Annotated in this window: 20 protein-coding genes; 17 read left to right on the top strand and 3 right to left on the bottom strand. The window is 51.2% G+C overall.

Annotation, left to right across the window (positions count from 1 at the left end; all coding sequences use genetic code 11):
• Position 1 precedes the first annotated feature (1 nt).
• Both nqrM and sthA read left to right on the top strand, forming a co-directional pair.
• The gene (gene nqrM, locus BM185_RS01870) at positions 2-241 is read left to right on the top strand and encodes a (Na+)-NQR maturation NqrM (RefSeq protein ID WP_091958400.1); all 240 of its coding nucleotides are present in this window, start codon (positions 2-4) and stop codon (positions 239-241) included.
• 100 nt (positions 242-341) lie between these two features.
• Positions 342-1736, top strand: a complete 1395-nt coding sequence (gene sthA / locus BM185_RS01875) for a Si-specific NAD(P)(+) transhydrogenase (RefSeq protein WP_091958403.1) — start codon at positions 342-344, stop codon at positions 1734-1736.
• 10 nt (positions 1737-1746) lie between these two features.
• Here sthA and BM185_RS01880 read toward each other — a convergent pair whose 3' ends face one another.
• Entirely contained in the window at positions 1747-2613 is an 867-nt protein-coding gene (locus BM185_RS01880; protein WP_091958406.1) for a DNA replication terminus site-binding protein, read from the bottom strand.
• Positions 2614-2669: 56 nt separating this feature from the next.
• Between BM185_RS01880 and BM185_RS01885 the strand changes: the two genes are divergently transcribed.
• Positions 2670-3908, top strand: coding sequence for a lipoprotein-releasing ABC transporter permease subunit (locus tag BM185_RS01885; RefSeq protein WP_091958409.1), 1239 nt, complete (start codon positions 2670-2672; stop codon positions 3906-3908).
• Entirely contained in the window at positions 3901-4593 is a 693-nt protein-coding gene (locus BM185_RS01890; RefSeq protein ID WP_091958412.1) for an ABC transporter ATP-binding protein, read from the top strand. The genes BM185_RS01885 and BM185_RS01890 overlap by 8 nt, the downstream gene beginning before the upstream one ends.
• Here the strand turns inward: BM185_RS01890 and BM185_RS01895 are convergent.
• Positions 4590-5126: a DUF2062 domain-containing protein gene (locus tag BM185_RS01895; RefSeq protein ID WP_091958416.1), complete on the bottom strand. Its 537-nt coding sequence runs from the start codon at positions 5124-5126 to the stop codon at positions 4590-4592. The two genes, BM185_RS01890 and BM185_RS01895, sit on opposite strands and share 4 nt — an antisense overlap.
• Positions 5127-5224: 98 nt before the next feature.
• Here BM185_RS01895 and BM185_RS01900 point away from each other — a divergent pair, with 98 nt between their 5' ends.
• From BM185_RS01900 to BM185_RS01935, 8 genes are all read left to right on the top strand, one after another.
• Positions 5225-7525: a DNA internalization-related competence protein ComEC/Rec2 gene (locus BM185_RS01900; RefSeq protein WP_091958418.1), complete on the top strand. Its 2301-nt coding sequence runs from the start codon at positions 5225-5227 to the stop codon at positions 7523-7525.
• 17 nt (positions 7526-7542) lie between these two features.
• Entirely contained in the window at positions 7543-7791 is a 249-nt protein-coding gene (locus tag BM185_RS01905; protein WP_091958421.1) for a DUF4160 domain-containing protein, read from the top strand.
• A 19-nt stretch (positions 7792-7810) separates the two neighbouring features.
• Positions 7811-8074 (top strand): DUF2442 domain-containing protein, encoded by a 264-nt coding sequence (locus BM185_RS01910; protein ID WP_091958423.1) that lies wholly within the window; start codon positions 7811-7813, stop codon positions 8072-8074.
• 11 nt (positions 8075-8085) lie between these two features.
• Positions 8086-8751, top strand: coding sequence for a MotA/TolQ/ExbB proton channel family protein (locus tag BM185_RS01915; RefSeq protein ID WP_091958425.1), 666 nt, complete (start codon positions 8086-8088; stop codon positions 8749-8751).
• Between the two features lie 9 nt (positions 8752-8760).
• Complete coding sequence (locus tag BM185_RS01920; RefSeq protein WP_091958428.1) at positions 8761-9171, top strand: ExbD/TolR family protein; 411 nt, start codon at positions 8761-8763, stop codon at positions 9169-9171.
• Positions 9172-9192: 21 nt separating this feature from the next.
• The gene (gene lpxK, locus BM185_RS01925) at positions 9193-10179 is read left to right on the top strand and encodes a tetraacyldisaccharide 4'-kinase (protein WP_091958431.1); all 987 of its coding nucleotides are present in this window, start codon (positions 9193-9195) and stop codon (positions 10177-10179) included.
• Between the two features lie 171 nt (positions 10180-10350).
• Entirely contained in the window at positions 10351-10647 is a 297-nt protein-coding gene (locus tag BM185_RS01930; protein WP_091958434.1) for a type II toxin-antitoxin system RelE/ParE family toxin, read from the top strand.
• On the top strand, positions 10635-10916 hold the full coding sequence (locus tag BM185_RS01935) for an addiction module antidote protein (RefSeq protein ID WP_091958436.1): 282 nt from the start codon (positions 10635-10637) through the stop codon (positions 10914-10916). The genes BM185_RS01930 and BM185_RS01935 overlap by 13 nt, the downstream gene beginning before the upstream one ends.
• A gap of 199 nt (positions 10917-11115) precedes the next feature.
• Here the strand turns inward: BM185_RS01935 and BM185_RS01940 are convergent, their stop codons facing one another.
• Positions 11116-11562, bottom strand: coding sequence for an REP-associated tyrosine transposase (locus tag BM185_RS01940; protein WP_091958439.1), 447 nt, complete (start codon positions 11560-11562; stop codon positions 11116-11118).
• A 224-nt stretch (positions 11563-11786) separates the two neighbouring features.
• Here BM185_RS01940 and BM185_RS01945 point away from each other — a divergent pair, with 224 nt between their 5' ends.
• Genes BM185_RS01945 through BM185_RS01965 form a run of 5 tightly spaced genes read left to right on the top strand, consistent with a single transcriptional unit; the run spans position 11787 to position 13507 of the window.
• Positions 11787-11975 (top strand): Trm112 family protein, encoded by a 189-nt coding sequence (locus tag BM185_RS01945; RefSeq protein WP_091958442.1) that lies wholly within the window; start codon positions 11787-11789, stop codon positions 11973-11975.
• Between the two features lie 5 nt (positions 11976-11980).
• Entirely contained in the window at positions 11981-12172 is a 192-nt protein-coding gene (locus BM185_RS01950; protein WP_091958444.1) for a DUF2283 domain-containing protein, read from the top strand.
• A gap of 6 nt (positions 12173-12178) precedes the next feature.
• Complete coding sequence (kdsB, locus tag BM185_RS01955; protein ID WP_245751656.1) at positions 12179-12988, top strand: 3-deoxy-manno-octulosonate cytidylyltransferase; 810 nt, start codon at positions 12179-12181, stop codon at positions 12986-12988.
• A gap of 8 nt (positions 12989-12996) precedes the next feature.
• Entirely contained in the window at positions 12997-13263 is a 267-nt protein-coding gene (locus tag BM185_RS01960; protein ID WP_091958447.1) for a DUF4160 domain-containing protein, read from the top strand.
• Positions 13256-13507, top strand: a complete 252-nt coding sequence (locus BM185_RS01965) for a DUF2442 domain-containing protein (RefSeq protein WP_091958449.1) — start codon at positions 13256-13258, stop codon at positions 13505-13507. Before BM185_RS01960 ends, BM185_RS01965 begins: the two co-directional genes overlap by 8 nt.
• Positions 13508-13525 lie beyond the last annotated feature (18 nt).

Raw genomic sequence — 13525 nt, forward strand, 5'->3', positions numbered from 1 at the left:
CATGCAGATGTTCCTGTTGACTCTTTTAGTACTGGGACTGATCGTCGTGATCATGTCGGTTGGTGTAATGATGGGCCGTAAACCCATTGCGGGCTCCTGTGGCGGTATGAGTGCTCTGGGAATGGAAACGGAATGTGATATCTGTGGTGGCGACAAACAGGTTTGTGAAACCGAGCAGGACAAAAACAAGCTGAGCCGCAACAAGGCTGATCAGCTTGGCTATGATGCCAGCAAGAAGTAAAAGTGCTTAGTCTGCACCAAAAGCCTTATTGTCACTGGCTGACTGGTGAGTCATCATGGCTTGGAATTAAAGGTATAAAAATGAGAGGGGTAAGCGATTAATGGCAGTTTATAACTATGATGTGATCGTAATTGGAACCGGCCCTGCAGGTGAGGGCGCCGCCATGAACGCGGCAAAACATGGTAAAAAAGTCGCCGTCATCGAGCAGCAACAATTGGTTGGTGGCAACTGCACCCACAAAGGAACCATCCCCTCAAAAGCTTTGCGTCATGCTGTCAAACAAATTATTCAGTTCAACACCAATCGCATGTTTCGTGACATTGGTGAGCCTCGTTTTTTTTCTTTTCCCAAGGTTTTAGAGCGGTCCAATCGAGTTATTGAAAAGCAGGTAGCCTTACGTACCGGTTTTTATGCCCGTAACCGTACAGATGTATTTTTTGGCACTGCCCGATTTGTCGATCCTAATACGATTGAAGTGCGGGACCACCATAACGGTATAGAATTTATCAAGGCCGAAAGGATCGTGATAGCAACAGGTTCTCGCCCTTATCGCCCGAAAGATATTAACTTTGATCACCCGCGTATCTACTGCTCAGATTCAATTCTCAGCCTTTCGCACACGCCCCGCTCAATCATTCTTTACGGAGCCGGTGTTATTGGCTGTGAATATGCCTCTATCTTCAGCGGCCTGGGCGTTAAAGTGGATCTGATTGATAACCGTGAACGCTTGCTTTCCTTCCTGGATGATGAAATTTCCGATGGCCTCAGCTACCACCTGCGCAACAATGGGGTGCTGATTCGCCATAATGAAGAATATGAAAGCGTTGAGGTCGTTGACCAGGGTGTGATTCTCAACCTGAAGAGTGGCAAACGCCTGAAAGCTGATGCCTTCATGTGGTGTAATGGCCGTTCCGGTAACACTGAAGAGTTGGGTCTGGAAAATATTGGTTTGGAAGTGAATAGTCGTGGACAACTGACTGTTGATGATCACTACCGTACATCTATTCCCCATATCTATGCAGCAGGGGATGTTATTGGTTGGCCTAGCCTGGCATCTGCTTCCTATGACCAGGGGCGCTCAGCTGCGGCAGATTTCCTTGAAGAGCCAACTTTCCGCTTTATTGATGATGTACCTACTGGTATTTATACCATTCCTGAAATCAGCTCTTTGGGTAAAACCGAGCGTGAGTTAACCGAGGAAAAAGTGCCTTATGAAGTTGGCCAGGCCTTCTTCCGCACCCTGGCTCGTGCACAGATTACGGGTGAAACTACAGGGATGCTGAAAATCCTCTTCCATCGCGAAACTCTCGAAATTCTGGGGATTCATTGCTTTGGTGACCAGGCTTCAGAGATCGTGCATATCGGCCAAGCGGTTATGGCCCAAGAAGGGGAAGCCAACACCCTGCGTTATTTCGTTAACACTACCTTCAACTACCCAACCATGGCCGAAGCCTATCGGGTTGCAGCCATCAATGGTCTGAACCGGATCTTCTGATCCGGTTGTTCTAGCGATAACGGTAAACGCGAAGACTCGGCAAAAAAGGCTCATCTTCCAGCTTGGTGTCAGATCTTCGCGCCCGTGTCCTGGCTTCGGGTGGCTCCTGGCTGGGTTGATTAAATGCTGGTAGTCGACCTTCATCATTGAGCAGAAAAAGAGGCATGGCTATATTCATGGCCTTGCGCTCTGGTTGGCCCGGTTGGTTGTCACTGAAAAACAGGTTGGCACGCATCAAGGGTGCCTGGCTTTGAACCTGAGCTAGAGGTTCACCTGGAGAAAGGCCAGCAAGCTTTTTGAGCTGTATTTCAATATGGGCAGCATCGGTATTCATTTGCAAAAGGCGATACTCGGCCTCTTTAACACTGATGCGGCGAATACTGCGGCCACTGGAATACCAGCTAAAACGAATTTGCTCAACTGGTAGTTCGCATCCTGGTAGCTGCCGCCAGGTTTGCTTGAGATGCAGACGTGCCAGGCCTTGATCTACCAGATGCGCATGTAAAGCCTGATGCCTTTCAGCCAAACGCTTACGTGCTTCTGGCAGTTCATCCGGAAACTCCCGACGAATAAGATCCAACTGGTGTGAAAAACTGACCTTGGCATGGTTCACTTCACCCAGCAGTTGCCAGTTCTTACTAGAAACTGCCACCAGGCCAGGATAGCTTCGCGTTGCCCGGCCATCTTGGCCATCCAGATACCAGATATCCAGTAAACAGTTGAGCAGCAGGCGGTGGCTGCTGGTTTGATCGTCAGCGCCCAGCATCCAGCACTGGCCTTTTTCTTCTTCTAAGCCTGCTTGTAGAGCCTGCAGGCGTTGAACCAAATCATCAAAACTGCTGTCCAGTTGAGAGCCTAAACGATAGTGGGTGCTCATAGTTTCACTTTAACCTACAATAGCGGCCGAAATGCTTTCAAGGATCTGACAACTCAATGGCTTCAATACCCTTGTTGGTTGGCTTGCGTTATACCCGAGCCAAACGACGTAATCATTTCATCTCCTTTATTTCCCTGACGTCCATGATTGGCATGACTCTGGGTGTGGCGGTGCTGATTCTGGTTCTTTCCGTCATGAATGGTTTTGACCGCGAACTCAGGCAACGAATTCTGGGTATGGTGCCTCACTCCGCGATCAAAAACCAACAGGATTTCAGTGACTGGCAAAGCGTTGCTGAAGAGCTGAAAGAGCATCCTCGCGTGATCGGCGCGGCACCCTTTGTTAATTCCCAAGGTATGCTAATGCAAAGGGGTAACCATCGGGGTGCTCTGGTATCAGGTATCCTGCCGGAATGGGAAACCCAGGTTTCAATCATTGGTGAGCATCTGGTCGGCACCGAACTGACAGACCTCCAGTCGGGTGAATTTAACATCATCCTGGGGGATATCCTGGCTCGCTTTCTGCGTGTTCAGAAGGGCGATCAAGTCACGCTGTTGATTCCAGAAGCCTCAATAACCCCAGCGGGCGTCTTTCCCCGTTTGAAACGCTTTAATGTGGTGGGCACCTTCAAAGTGGGGGCTGAGCTGGATGGCAATCTGGCTTATGTTCACCTGGAGGATATGCAGCGGCTGATGCGAATGAATGCTTCGGTCGAGGGTATCCGCCTGCAATTGGATGATCTCTTCCAGGCACCCTCGGTGACACGTGAGCTGGTCAATCAGTTGGGCCATCCCTATCGAGGGCAGGATTGGACCCACACTCAAGGCAATCTCTTTCAGGCCATCCAAATGGAAAAACGGATGATCGGCCTCTTGCTGATGATTATTGTTGCTGTGGCAGCCTTCAATATTGTTTCCACCCTGGTAATGGTGGTCACTGACAAGCAATCAGATATTGCCATTCTCAGAACCTTGGGAGCGACACCGGGAACCATCATGCGTATTTTCATGGTCCAGGGGCTCACCATCGGGGTAATAGGAACGCTGGTCGGTGTGGCTTTGGGCATCCTGCTAGCACTTAACATTAGTGAACTGGTGCTTTGGGTAGAGACCACCCTGGGCATTCAATTCCTGGATGCCAATGTGTATTTCATCAGCTACCTGCCTTCAGAATTACGCTGGGATGATGTGCGCTTTATTACCCTGGCTGCGCTGGGCTTAAGCTTGGTTTCAACTCTTTATCCCGCTTGGCGGGCATCCCGTATTCAGCCAGCGGAGGCACTGCGTTATGACTGATACAGCCAGACAAGCCGTACTCACTTGCCGGGACCTCACCAAAACCTATACCGAAGGCCCTGAAGAAGTGCAGGTGCTGGCCGGAATTAATCTTGATGTGTACCCCGGTGAGCGCCTAGCTATTGTCGGCAGTTCCGGTTCCGGCAAAACCACCCTGTTGAATCTGCTGGGTGGCCTGGACTTGGCCAGTGGTGGGGCAGTGGCGCTGGCCGGTAAAAACTATGCCGATATGAATGAAAAACAGCGGGGTCAGTGGCGCAATCGCCAATTGGGCTTTGTTTACCAGTTTCATCACCTATTGGCTGAGTTTACGGCCCTGGAAAATGCCGCCATGCCCTTGCTGATTCGTGGCACGCCCATGAAGCAAGCCAAGACTGAAGCCCTAAAGCTCTTGGATAGAGTGAAAGTTTCCCATCGTGCAGAGCATAAACCAGCAGAATTGTCAGGTGGGGAACGCCAGCGAGTCGCTTTGGCCAGAGCTTTGGTCAGCCAGCCAGCCTGTGTGCTTCTGGACGAACCAACAGGTAACTTGGATCAGCATACCGGGCAAGAGGTTCAGCAGCTTTTAACTGAGTTGGCAGAAGGTTCAGGAACAGCCTTTATCGTGGTGACCCATGATCCATTAATGGCTGCCAAGCAGCAGCGCATCCTGCGTTTGGAAAATGGGCTGTTGATCAGCGATTAATGTTCAGGCGGCGGTGGCAATTTTTTAATGGCGACTCGCCGCTTCCATTGCAGGGAAACATGCCAGCGCCAAACCAGACGCACCCCCACATTGCCCAAGAGCGCAGCCAAACTACCCAAGATCACCGAGCCCAGTAACAGGGGCTGCCAAATCTGACCGAAACGATTCATCACCCACTGCATCATGCCATCGGTATCGGGTGGCTGCATGGGCACATCAAGAATCCAGCTACCCAGTAGATAACAAACATAGAGCATGCCCGGCATGGTAATCGGGTTGCTGACCCAGACCATACCGACAGAAATCGGAAGATTGACCCGGAACAAGATAGCCAACAAAGCAGCTGGTATCATCTGAAAGGGCATAGGCATAAACGCAAAAAACAAACCAATACTGAAAGCGCCGCCAACGCTATTGCGGGTCAATATCCAGAGTCCAGGATCACCAAGGTGGGACGCCAAGAAGCCGAGAGATTTTTGCTCTCTGAGCCTTTCGGGTTTAGGCATGTAGCGTTTGATGATTTTGCGAGGCATTTCCTGTACTGACCCCTCCATAAAAAGTGCGCGTATTATGCCTTTAAGTTAATAGCTGACCAAGCAGGGAAAGTCATTTTTTTGCAGGAAGCAAACCAATGTTTTCAAACCATTTTTACAAGGACATCCCAAGCTGCTGGTTTTTTGCTGCTGGCCTTGTAGTTGGCATTCAGCTGGCTTTGCTACTTTCCAGCTGGCCGCCCTCGGAAGCTCTCATCCTCGCTCTTCCTCTTGCCCTGAGCTTGCTCAGACGTAAGCACTGGACCCTATTAGGCCTGCTTAGCGGTTATACCTGGTTGCTCCTGTTTTTGGCATGGCGAATGGAGCTTGCGCCCTCGTGGCAGGATACTCAAGCAGGTGTTCTTATCAAGGGTGACATTTTAGCGACAAGCACCTCTGCTGGCGGGCGGGGCACTATTCAAATGCGGGTACTCACTTGTCAGCGGGAGACAGGTGAGCCCTGCCAACTGGCTGCCAAAGCTGCGGCACCCATTCGATTGAACTGGTATTCAGCTGAACCCTTACCTCGTCCTGGTGAACAGTGGCAACTTGAAGCTAGAATTCGCCCACTTCGATCTTTAAAAAATGAACAGGTTCCCAGTTTTACAGGCAATCAATTGGCTCGTGGCCTAGTGGGTAGAGGCTATGTTGGACGCTCGGCTGACATTCAGAAGCTCCAGGATGCTAGGGGTTTACCAGCTTGGCGAACCCAGCTTTTGGAAAGCCAACAAGCTGCTGATCTTCACCCACAAGGGCAGCGTTTTCTATTGGCCTTGGCGCTTGGTGAAGGGCAGGCACTCAATCATCAAGACTGGCAAACCTTACAAAAGACAGGCACTGTTCACCTCTGGGTCATCTCTGGCCTGCACCTGGGAATGCTGGCTGGGTTATTACTTTGGTTGGCCAGACGCCTAGAGTTTCCCTGGACGGCTGCTCTGGTGTTATCGTTGCTGGTTGCCTGGGGCTATGCCCATTTGGCAGGCTGGGGCGTTGCCACTCAGCGGGCAGCGATCATGTTGGCAATGGGGGCTCTGATCCTTAGCGGCTGGCGGCAACTTAGCCCCTGGACCGTCTTTAGCCTCGCTTTGATCGCGGTATTGGTGCTCAACCCCTTACTGGTACTGACGCGTGGCTTCTGGCTTTCCTTTGGAGCCGTTGCCCTGTTGATGTTTTCTTTGCGTGGTCTTCGTCAGGCCCCGGCCTGGAAAAATCTGATCAGGGTGCAGTGGGTGATCACCCTGGGTTTAACGCCCTTGCTGCTCTGGCAGTCAGCGCACTTTAGTATCTGGGCACCTCTGGTCAACTTGGTTGCTGTACCCCTGGTCGGTTTGCTTTTGCTGCCGCTAAGTTTTGCCAGCCTCCTGGTTAGCCTGCTGGGTGGCAGTTGGCTGGCTGAATTTACTTCCTGGCTGTTTGCCGGAACACACCTGGCGTTAACCTGGGTCGCCAACTTACCCGCCTTGCAAATCCAACAACCGACTTACCTTTGGATAGGCCTGCTTGGCCTCTTACCACCGGGGTTTCCTGGACGCTGGCTCGCCCCCTTGGGTTTATTCCTGGCTTTCCTGCCTTTGCCTACTGCTTTTCCATCCCTTGAAGACGAGACTTGGCAAGTCAGAGTTTTGGATGTGGGGCAGGGTACGGCTGTACTGGTTGAAAGCCAGGGAGAGCAACTGCTTTATGATACCGGGCGCAGCTTTCCTTCAGGCTGGGCACCAGTCGTGAATGCCATAGAACCCTGGTTAACTGCCCAGGGTCTGAACAAAATCGTGATCAGCCATGATGATATCGACCACTCAGGGGGCTTGCTTCCCTTGTTGCAACGCTGGCCTGTTGAAACAATCATCATGTCCCGGCCACTCGCTCCCAATAAACCCACCCAGGCTCAAGGGCAGCTTTGTTATGCAGGACAGCAATGGCAGTTAGGTGCCTTGGAAATCCTGGCCCTTTGGCCGCCAAGACCTGTTGATCGACGTGTTGAAGATGAAGATTCTTGTGTGCTTTTGGTTAGGGGTGAAGAACACAGCCTGCTCCTGACAGGTGATGCAGGAACGCCTGAAGAAGCCTTTTTCAGCCAAGCCTTACCCAGCCTGTTAAAAGGCCAGACACTCACCCTGCTACAAACCGGACACCATGGCAGCCAAACCTCAACCGGCAATCCCTTACTGGAAGCCACCCGGCCGCAATGGGCCCTGCACACCTCCGGCTGGCGCAATGCCTATGGCCATCCCCACGCCAGCGTTGTCCAGCGTCTCTACCAGCACCAAGTCAGACAGAGAGACACAGGCCACCATGGCAGCCTGCATATTCAACTAGAGCCCGGCCAAGAACCCCAAGTCAGCAGCTGGCGACAGCAAAATCAACCCCTATGGAACTGGATCAGTCATAAACCGAATTGAACTAGGAGAGTAAAACTATGCCTGAAATAACACGCTTTCTTGGCATCGTCATCAGTATGTACTTCAATGAGCACAATCCACCTCACTTCCATGTAAAATACAACGAATATCGAGCGGTTATGAATATTTACACTCTGAACCTGGAAGCAGGCTACCTTCCAGCTAAGGTTAGAGGGCTGGTTGAAGAGTGGGCTGAGCCCCATCAGGCTGCTCTCTTGAAGATGTGGGAATCTAAAGAATTCTATAAACTCAAGCCGTTGGTTTGACTGATTTAGGGAATACCTAATGATCTATCTTGAAAGTGCCGAATATCTTAAAGACTACAGGCTGCGCCTGACTTTCAATACAGGTGAAACAGGTGAGGTTGATTTGAGCGACCTGCCCGCTTTATTTGATGCAGCTAAGCCTTTGCAGAAGCTTACAGAATTCAAAAAGTTTTACCTGGATGAGTGGCCGACTTTAGCTTGGCCTTGTGGCTTTGATCTAGCACCAGAAATGCTCTATGAAAGGGCAACAGGAAAAAAGCATAACTTCAAAGAAGCCATCTAAGGAGTACACGGGTGCTGGATTTATTACTTGCAGGCGGCTGGATCATGCTGCCTTTGGTTCTCTCTTCCATAGTGGCCCTGGCCATCGTTTTGGAACGCCTTTGGACGCTCCACAAAAAACGGGTGCTGCCTGCGGGGGTGCTTATGAAAGCCCTCAGCCAGCAGGGCTCTACCGAAGAACTGAATCAACTCAGAAACAGCTCACCGCTGGGACGGGTACTTGCTGCTGGTCTGGCGCGCCGTGGGCAGGGTGAAGGGCGCATTCGTGAAGCTCTACAGACGGCAGGTTCTCATGAAGTTCACCTGTTAGAAAAATACCTCAGCCCTCTGGGTTCCATTGCCGCCATTACACCTCTACTCGGCCTACTGGGTACAGTCGTAGGTATGATTGATGTTTTCCAGCAACTGGACCTGGCCGCAGGCAATGCCCAACAACTGGCTGCCGGTATTTCCATGGCCCTAATCACTACTGCAGCAGGCCTGACCATTGCCATCCCTGCACTGGTTATGCACCGTTTCTTTTTGCGCCGCGTTGCTGACCTGGTCGTAGAACTGGAAGAAGCCTCCCAACAACTGCTTGATGCCCTCACACCTGACCAGCCTGACCCACTTCACCTCCATGGTGATGCTGATCTCAAAAATGGCTCCAGTGAAACCGTCACCAGCACCTGGAACTAGAGGCTTTTTATGCAGTTTCGTCGGCAAAGCTCAGAACCCGTCCAAGTCAACATGACCCCCTTGATCGATGTTGTCTTCCTGCTATTGATCTTCTTTATGGTCACCACCAGTTTTCCTGACCAGCAACTGAACCTACAGCTACCTACCGCCAGCAGTTCTGAGCCTCGTGAAACGCAAAGAGATAGTATCTTCAACCTTGCCCTCTTTGCGGATGGACGTATACAACTGGATGACCAGGAAATCAGCGATGCTGATGCCCTCAAAGAGTATTTACAAACCCTACTGGAAGAGCATACCGACCCTGCCATATTGATCCGGGCTGAACAGGAAGCACCCCACCAACGCCTGGTCATGGCCCTCGACATCGCCCGTCAGCTAGGTATTCAACAGCTACGTATCGCCACCCGACCACCACACTAGGGGAGGTGATATACTCGTCCTATGAAACTTCAAAACTGGATTGAAAGCCACTGGTACGCAGCAGCCCCCGGCCCACTGAACAAACTCCTGTGTTTGGAAAAATTATATTTAAAGCAGCTGGAAAAACGCCGCCAGGCTTATTCAACAGGTAAGAAAGCCAGCTGGCGCGCACCCGTTCCTGTCATCATTGTCGGTAATATCAGTGTAGGCGGCAGTGGCAAATCTCCAGTCGTTGCCAGCCTCGCGCGCTACCTGCAACGCCAGGGCTATCAACCGGGTATTATCAGCCGCGGTTATGGTAGCAAGGCAAAAAGCTACCCTTTTCGAGTGGAACAAGACAGCAACCCCCAAGAAGCAGGGGATGAACCGCTGATGCTGGCAAGGCAAACCCAATTGCCCGTTGCTATCGACCCCAAACGCCCCCGTGCAGCCCAACTACTCATTGAAGAAGGCTGTGATCTTTTGATTGCTGATGATGGCCTGCAACACCTGGCACTGCAAAGAGACATCGAACTGGTCGTAATTGATGGTGCCCGCGGCCTGGGCAATGGTCACTGCCTGCCCGTTGGCCCCCTGCGTGAACCGCCACAACGTCTGCAAACAGTGGACTGGGTGCTCTGCCAGGGTGAACTGCAACACCCCCTGGACATTGAACCCATCCACTACCACCTGGAACAAACCGCCTGGCGGCGCGGTGACGGCCTCTGGCAGAGCGCCCTTCCATTCAACCCAGGCCAAGAAGTACATGCCCTGGCTGGCATTGGCAACCCCCAGCGCTTCTTTGATCAACTAACAGCTCAAGGGCTGGAAGTGACACCCCATCCACTGCCAGACCACGCCCGAATGTCAGCTGCCACCCTTAACCTACCTGGCGACCAACCCATCATCATGACCGCCAAAGATGCCGTAAAACTTCAACCCTGGCTCAACCAGCGCCACTGGATTGTTGAAGTAGAAGCCCGACTGCCAGAAGACTTCCTGAAAGCCCTCAGCCAAAAACTCAAATAAACTGTGGGAGCGCACTCCGTGCGCGATCGCTTTCGGAGAAAGCTCCCACAGAAAGCTCCTATAAGAATCTCCCACAGTTGAAGTTTTGTTTGTAGGAGCGCATTCCATGCGCGATATTTGCACTCGCTTGAAAAAGCTTCATGCTGTATCCTTTAGGATACGGAGGCAAGGATGATTATTAAAAAACTGGTTGTTGAAGGAAGGGTTCCCTTTGATGAGCGCTTAAAGAAAATCAAAGATGCGCGTGCTGTGGCACGCATAATTGCCAGAATCAGGCGGCTGGAAAGTGGGAACCCTGGTGACCACAAGGCCTTATCTGATGGCCTTTACGAACTGCGAATTGATGTAGGGACAGGCTGGCGAGTTTACTATACCAAGCGGGGCGATCAGCTTATTCTGCTGGCTTTGGTTGGTAGTAAGAAAACCCAGACCAAAGATATTAAACAGGTGCTTTCATGGCTGAACTAATTACTCAGAATTTCGATGCAGCGGAATATCTAACAACACCCGACCTAGTGCGCGAGTACCTTCAGGCCTGTCTGGATGAAGGTGATTTAGATTTCTTTATTCAGGCACTGGGTGATGCTGCGCGCAGTGAAGGCATGTCAAAAATCGCTAAGGAAGCAGGTCTGGGTAGAGAAAGCCTATACAAGGCTTTTGGTAAAGGCAAACACCCGCGATTTGAAACGGTATACAAGGTACTCAACGCCCTGGATATGCGTATAAGGATAGAATAAACACCACCCAAACCACCCTATAGGAGCGCACTCTGCTTTGTGGGAGCGCACTCTGCTTTGTGGGAGCGCACTCCGCTTTGTGGGAGCGCACTCCGTGCGCGATCATCGAAGCATCGCATCGCATCGCATCGCATCGCTTTCGGAGAAAGCTCCCACAGAAAGCTCCTACAGAAAGCTCCCACAGCGATCATCTTCAATCTCAAATCCAGGCTGCATCCCAAAAGCTGTAGTTCCTTACTGAGTTAACCAGTCCAGCCCTGATTGGGTTAGCGATTACATACCGTGCCATAGCCTTGAGGTCATCTTCTTTTCTCAACTGACAGTCATGGAAACCTGCCTGCCAAACTTCCAATGAACAGTTGTTTAGTTTACGAATTCTTTTGGTTGCCGAGCTTTTTACAAAACGTATCTGGTCAGAAAGGCTCACCTTTTCCCCCAACTGAACCAGCCAGTGGAAGTGATCAGGCATAATAACGTAAGCCCAAGTATAGGCATGAGATTCTGTGTCTCTTAAACTCTCCAGCAAAGCGTGAGCAGTATAAAAGTCAAAAAAGAGAGGGTTTCTGTTTTGGGTAACGCAGGTGACCAAGTAGACCTGATGGGATTGAGAAAAGCGACCGACACGAAGGCGATGAGATGATGGCATAAAAAACTCCTTTTAATCATGACCAGCAATCCAAAAACAACATAGAACAAAAACGCTTGTGGTGCCAGACCCTCACAAACCTATCGCTCACAGAGTGAGCTCCCACAGGAAGCTCCTACAAAAATTCGGGTTGTGGGAGCGCACTCTGTGCGCGATAACTATTAAAAAAATGGTTACAATGACCTCATGATCAACAAGCATCACCAATTTATACAGGAACTACCATGGACAAAAAACTTCTCGCTCTACTGGTCTGCCCCGTTTCCCATGCAGCGCTTGAATATGACAAAGAAGCCCAGGAGCTGGTCTGTACGGTCTCTGGCCTGGCTTACCCCATCCGTGACGGCCTGCCTGTGATGCTCGAAGAAGAAGCGCGTCCTCTAACAGCAGATGAGCGTTTGAAAAAGAAGTGAACCCTATGAGAACCACTTACGATGAAGCGGACGATATTCTTGTCCTGCACCTTTCTGAAAAGCCAATTGTCAAAGAAGTGTCACAGGACTGGAACACTCATATCAGCTATGCAGAAGACGGTAGTATTGTTGAAATCGTTATACTGGAAGCCTCCAAACAGGGTGCCTGGCCACTCTTGAAAAGTCAGGCGGCCTGAAGCTCTATGGAAAAGCCCAAACCTATGCCTCACCCAGATTTTACTGTCGTCATTCCTGCCCGCTATGCTTCTTCACGTCTGCCAGGCAAGCCCCTGCTGGATATGGCAGGCAAGCCGATGATTCAGCATGTTTGGGAACAGGCCCAAAAAAGCCGGGCAGGGCAGGTGGTGATCGCCACTGACGACCAACGCATTGCTGAAGCGGCGGAACATTTCGGTGCTCAGATCTGTATGACCCGCAGCGACCACCCCAGTGGCACCGATCGCTTGCAGGAAGTGGCCGAACAGCTACAACTGGACGACCAGGCCATCATCGTCAATGTTCAAGGTGATGAACCCTTGATTCCACCGGCCTTAATCAACCAGGTCGCGGAAAACCTCGCTGCCCAGCCCGAAGCCAGCATCGCCACCCTCAGCGAACCCATCACCGAAATCGCTGCCGTATTTAACCCCAATATCGTTAAAGTCGTCAGTGACAAGCAAGGCCTGGCCCTCTACTTCAGCCGCAGCCCCCAACCCTGGGCACGGGATCACTTTATCGACAAGGGCAGGGGCCACCACCAACCCGATGCCCTGCCGCCAGGCATCCACTACCAGCGGCACATCGGTCTCTACGCCTACTACACCCGCTTCCTCAATCAATACGTCACCTGGCCACCGGCACCTATTGAAGAAGCCGAACACCTGGAACAACTGCGCGCCCTCTGGAACGGCCACCGCATCCACGTCGCCCAGGCCTGTGAACACCATCCACACGGAGTGGATACGGAAAGCGACTACCTGCGAGTGAAAAGTCACTTGGAAAAACAAACCTGATTAAGCTTATGCCTGTACTCTCCATATTTTTTGGCATTGTTATACGCATGTGGCACGATGACCACCCGCCTCCACACATTCATGTGGAATATCAAGGCTTTGAAGCTTTAGTAAATATATCATCAGGTGAAGTGTCGAAAGGTAAGCTTCCCAACAAGGCGGCTGCTATCGTTAAAGAATGGTGCCTGACCTATCAGCAAGAGCTAATGACTAACTGGGAAAGAGCACAAAATTTTGAACCTTTGGAACGCATTCCAGGAGCAGATTATGATTAAAATACTCAGCTTTCATTTTCTTGAAAATAACCACCTGTTTCTGGAGTTTTCAGATGGCAGTAAAGGCATATTTGATCTGCCCGCTTACCTTGCTAAAAAGCAGGGGCCACTTCTTGAGCCCCTTAAGGATGAAGGCTTTCTTAAACGTGCCTTTCTTGATGCGGGTGCTTTATCCTGGCCTCATGGGCTGGAGCTATCACCAGATCGCCTTCACGAGCTAACTCAAAAGCAGCAGGCGGCATAATCGTTCGCGCACAGAGTG

This window comes from Marinospirillum celere (assembly GCF_900112235.1).
In the GTDB taxonomy this organism is placed as follows: domain Bacteria; phylum Pseudomonadota; class Gammaproteobacteria; order Pseudomonadales; family Halomonadaceae; genus Marinospirillum; species Marinospirillum celere.

Excerpts from the sequence above, each read along its gene's own strand:
- nqrM (WP_091958400.1), top strand. The coding sequence starts at position 2 with ATGCAGATGTTCCTGTTGACTCTTTTAGTACTGGGACTGATCGTCGTG.
- sthA (WP_091958403.1), top strand. The coding sequence starts at position 342 with ATGGCAGTTTATAACTATGATGTGATCGTAATTGGAACCGGCCCTGCA.
- BM185_RS01880 (WP_091958406.1), bottom strand. The coding sequence starts at position 2,613 with ATGAGCACCCACTATCGTTTAGGCTCTCAACTGGACAGCAGTTTTGAT.
- BM185_RS01885 (WP_091958409.1), top strand. The coding sequence starts at position 2,670 with ATGGCTTCAATACCCTTGTTGGTTGGCTTGCGTTATACCCGAGCCAAA.
- BM185_RS01890 (WP_091958412.1), top strand. The coding sequence starts at position 3,901 with ATGACTGATACAGCCAGACAAGCCGTACTCACTTGCCGGGACCTCACC.
- BM185_RS01895 (WP_091958416.1), bottom strand. The coding sequence starts at position 5,126 with ATGCCTCGCAAAATCATCAAACGCTACATGCCTAAACCCGAAAGGCTC.
- BM185_RS01900 (WP_091958418.1), top strand. The coding sequence starts at position 5,225 with ATGTTTTCAAACCATTTTTACAAGGACATCCCAAGCTGCTGGTTTTTT.
- BM185_RS01905 (WP_091958421.1), top strand. The coding sequence starts at position 7,543 with ATGCCTGAAATAACACGCTTTCTTGGCATCGTCATCAGTATGTACTTC.
- BM185_RS01910 (WP_091958423.1), top strand. The coding sequence starts at position 7,811 with ATGATCTATCTTGAAAGTGCCGAATATCTTAAAGACTACAGGCTGCGC.
- BM185_RS01920 (WP_091958428.1), top strand. The coding sequence starts at position 8,761 with ATGCAGTTTCGTCGGCAAAGCTCAGAACCCGTCCAAGTCAACATGACC.
- lpxK (WP_091958431.1), top strand. The coding sequence starts at position 9,193 with ATGAAACTTCAAAACTGGATTGAAAGCCACTGGTACGCAGCAGCCCCC.
- BM185_RS01930 (WP_091958434.1), top strand. The coding sequence starts at position 10,351 with ATGATTATTAAAAAACTGGTTGTTGAAGGAAGGGTTCCCTTTGATGAG.
- BM185_RS01935 (WP_091958436.1), top strand. The coding sequence starts at position 10,635 with ATGGCTGAACTAATTACTCAGAATTTCGATGCAGCGGAATATCTAACA.
- BM185_RS01940 (WP_091958439.1), bottom strand. The coding sequence starts at position 11,562 with ATGCCATCATCTCATCGCCTTCGTGTCGGTCGCTTTTCTCAATCCCAT.
- BM185_RS01945 (WP_091958442.1), top strand. The coding sequence starts at position 11,787 with ATGGACAAAAAACTTCTCGCTCTACTGGTCTGCCCCGTTTCCCATGCA.
- BM185_RS01950 (WP_091958444.1), top strand. The coding sequence starts at position 11,981 with ATGAGAACCACTTACGATGAAGCGGACGATATTCTTGTCCTGCACCTT.
- kdsB (WP_245751656.1), top strand. The coding sequence starts at position 12,179 with ATGGAAAAGCCCAAACCTATGCCTCACCCAGATTTTACTGTCGTCATT.
- BM185_RS01960 (WP_091958447.1), top strand. The coding sequence starts at position 12,997 with ATGCCTGTACTCTCCATATTTTTTGGCATTGTTATACGCATGTGGCAC.
- BM185_RS01965 (WP_091958449.1), top strand. The coding sequence starts at position 13,256 with ATGATTAAAATACTCAGCTTTCATTTTCTTGAAAATAACCACCTGTTT.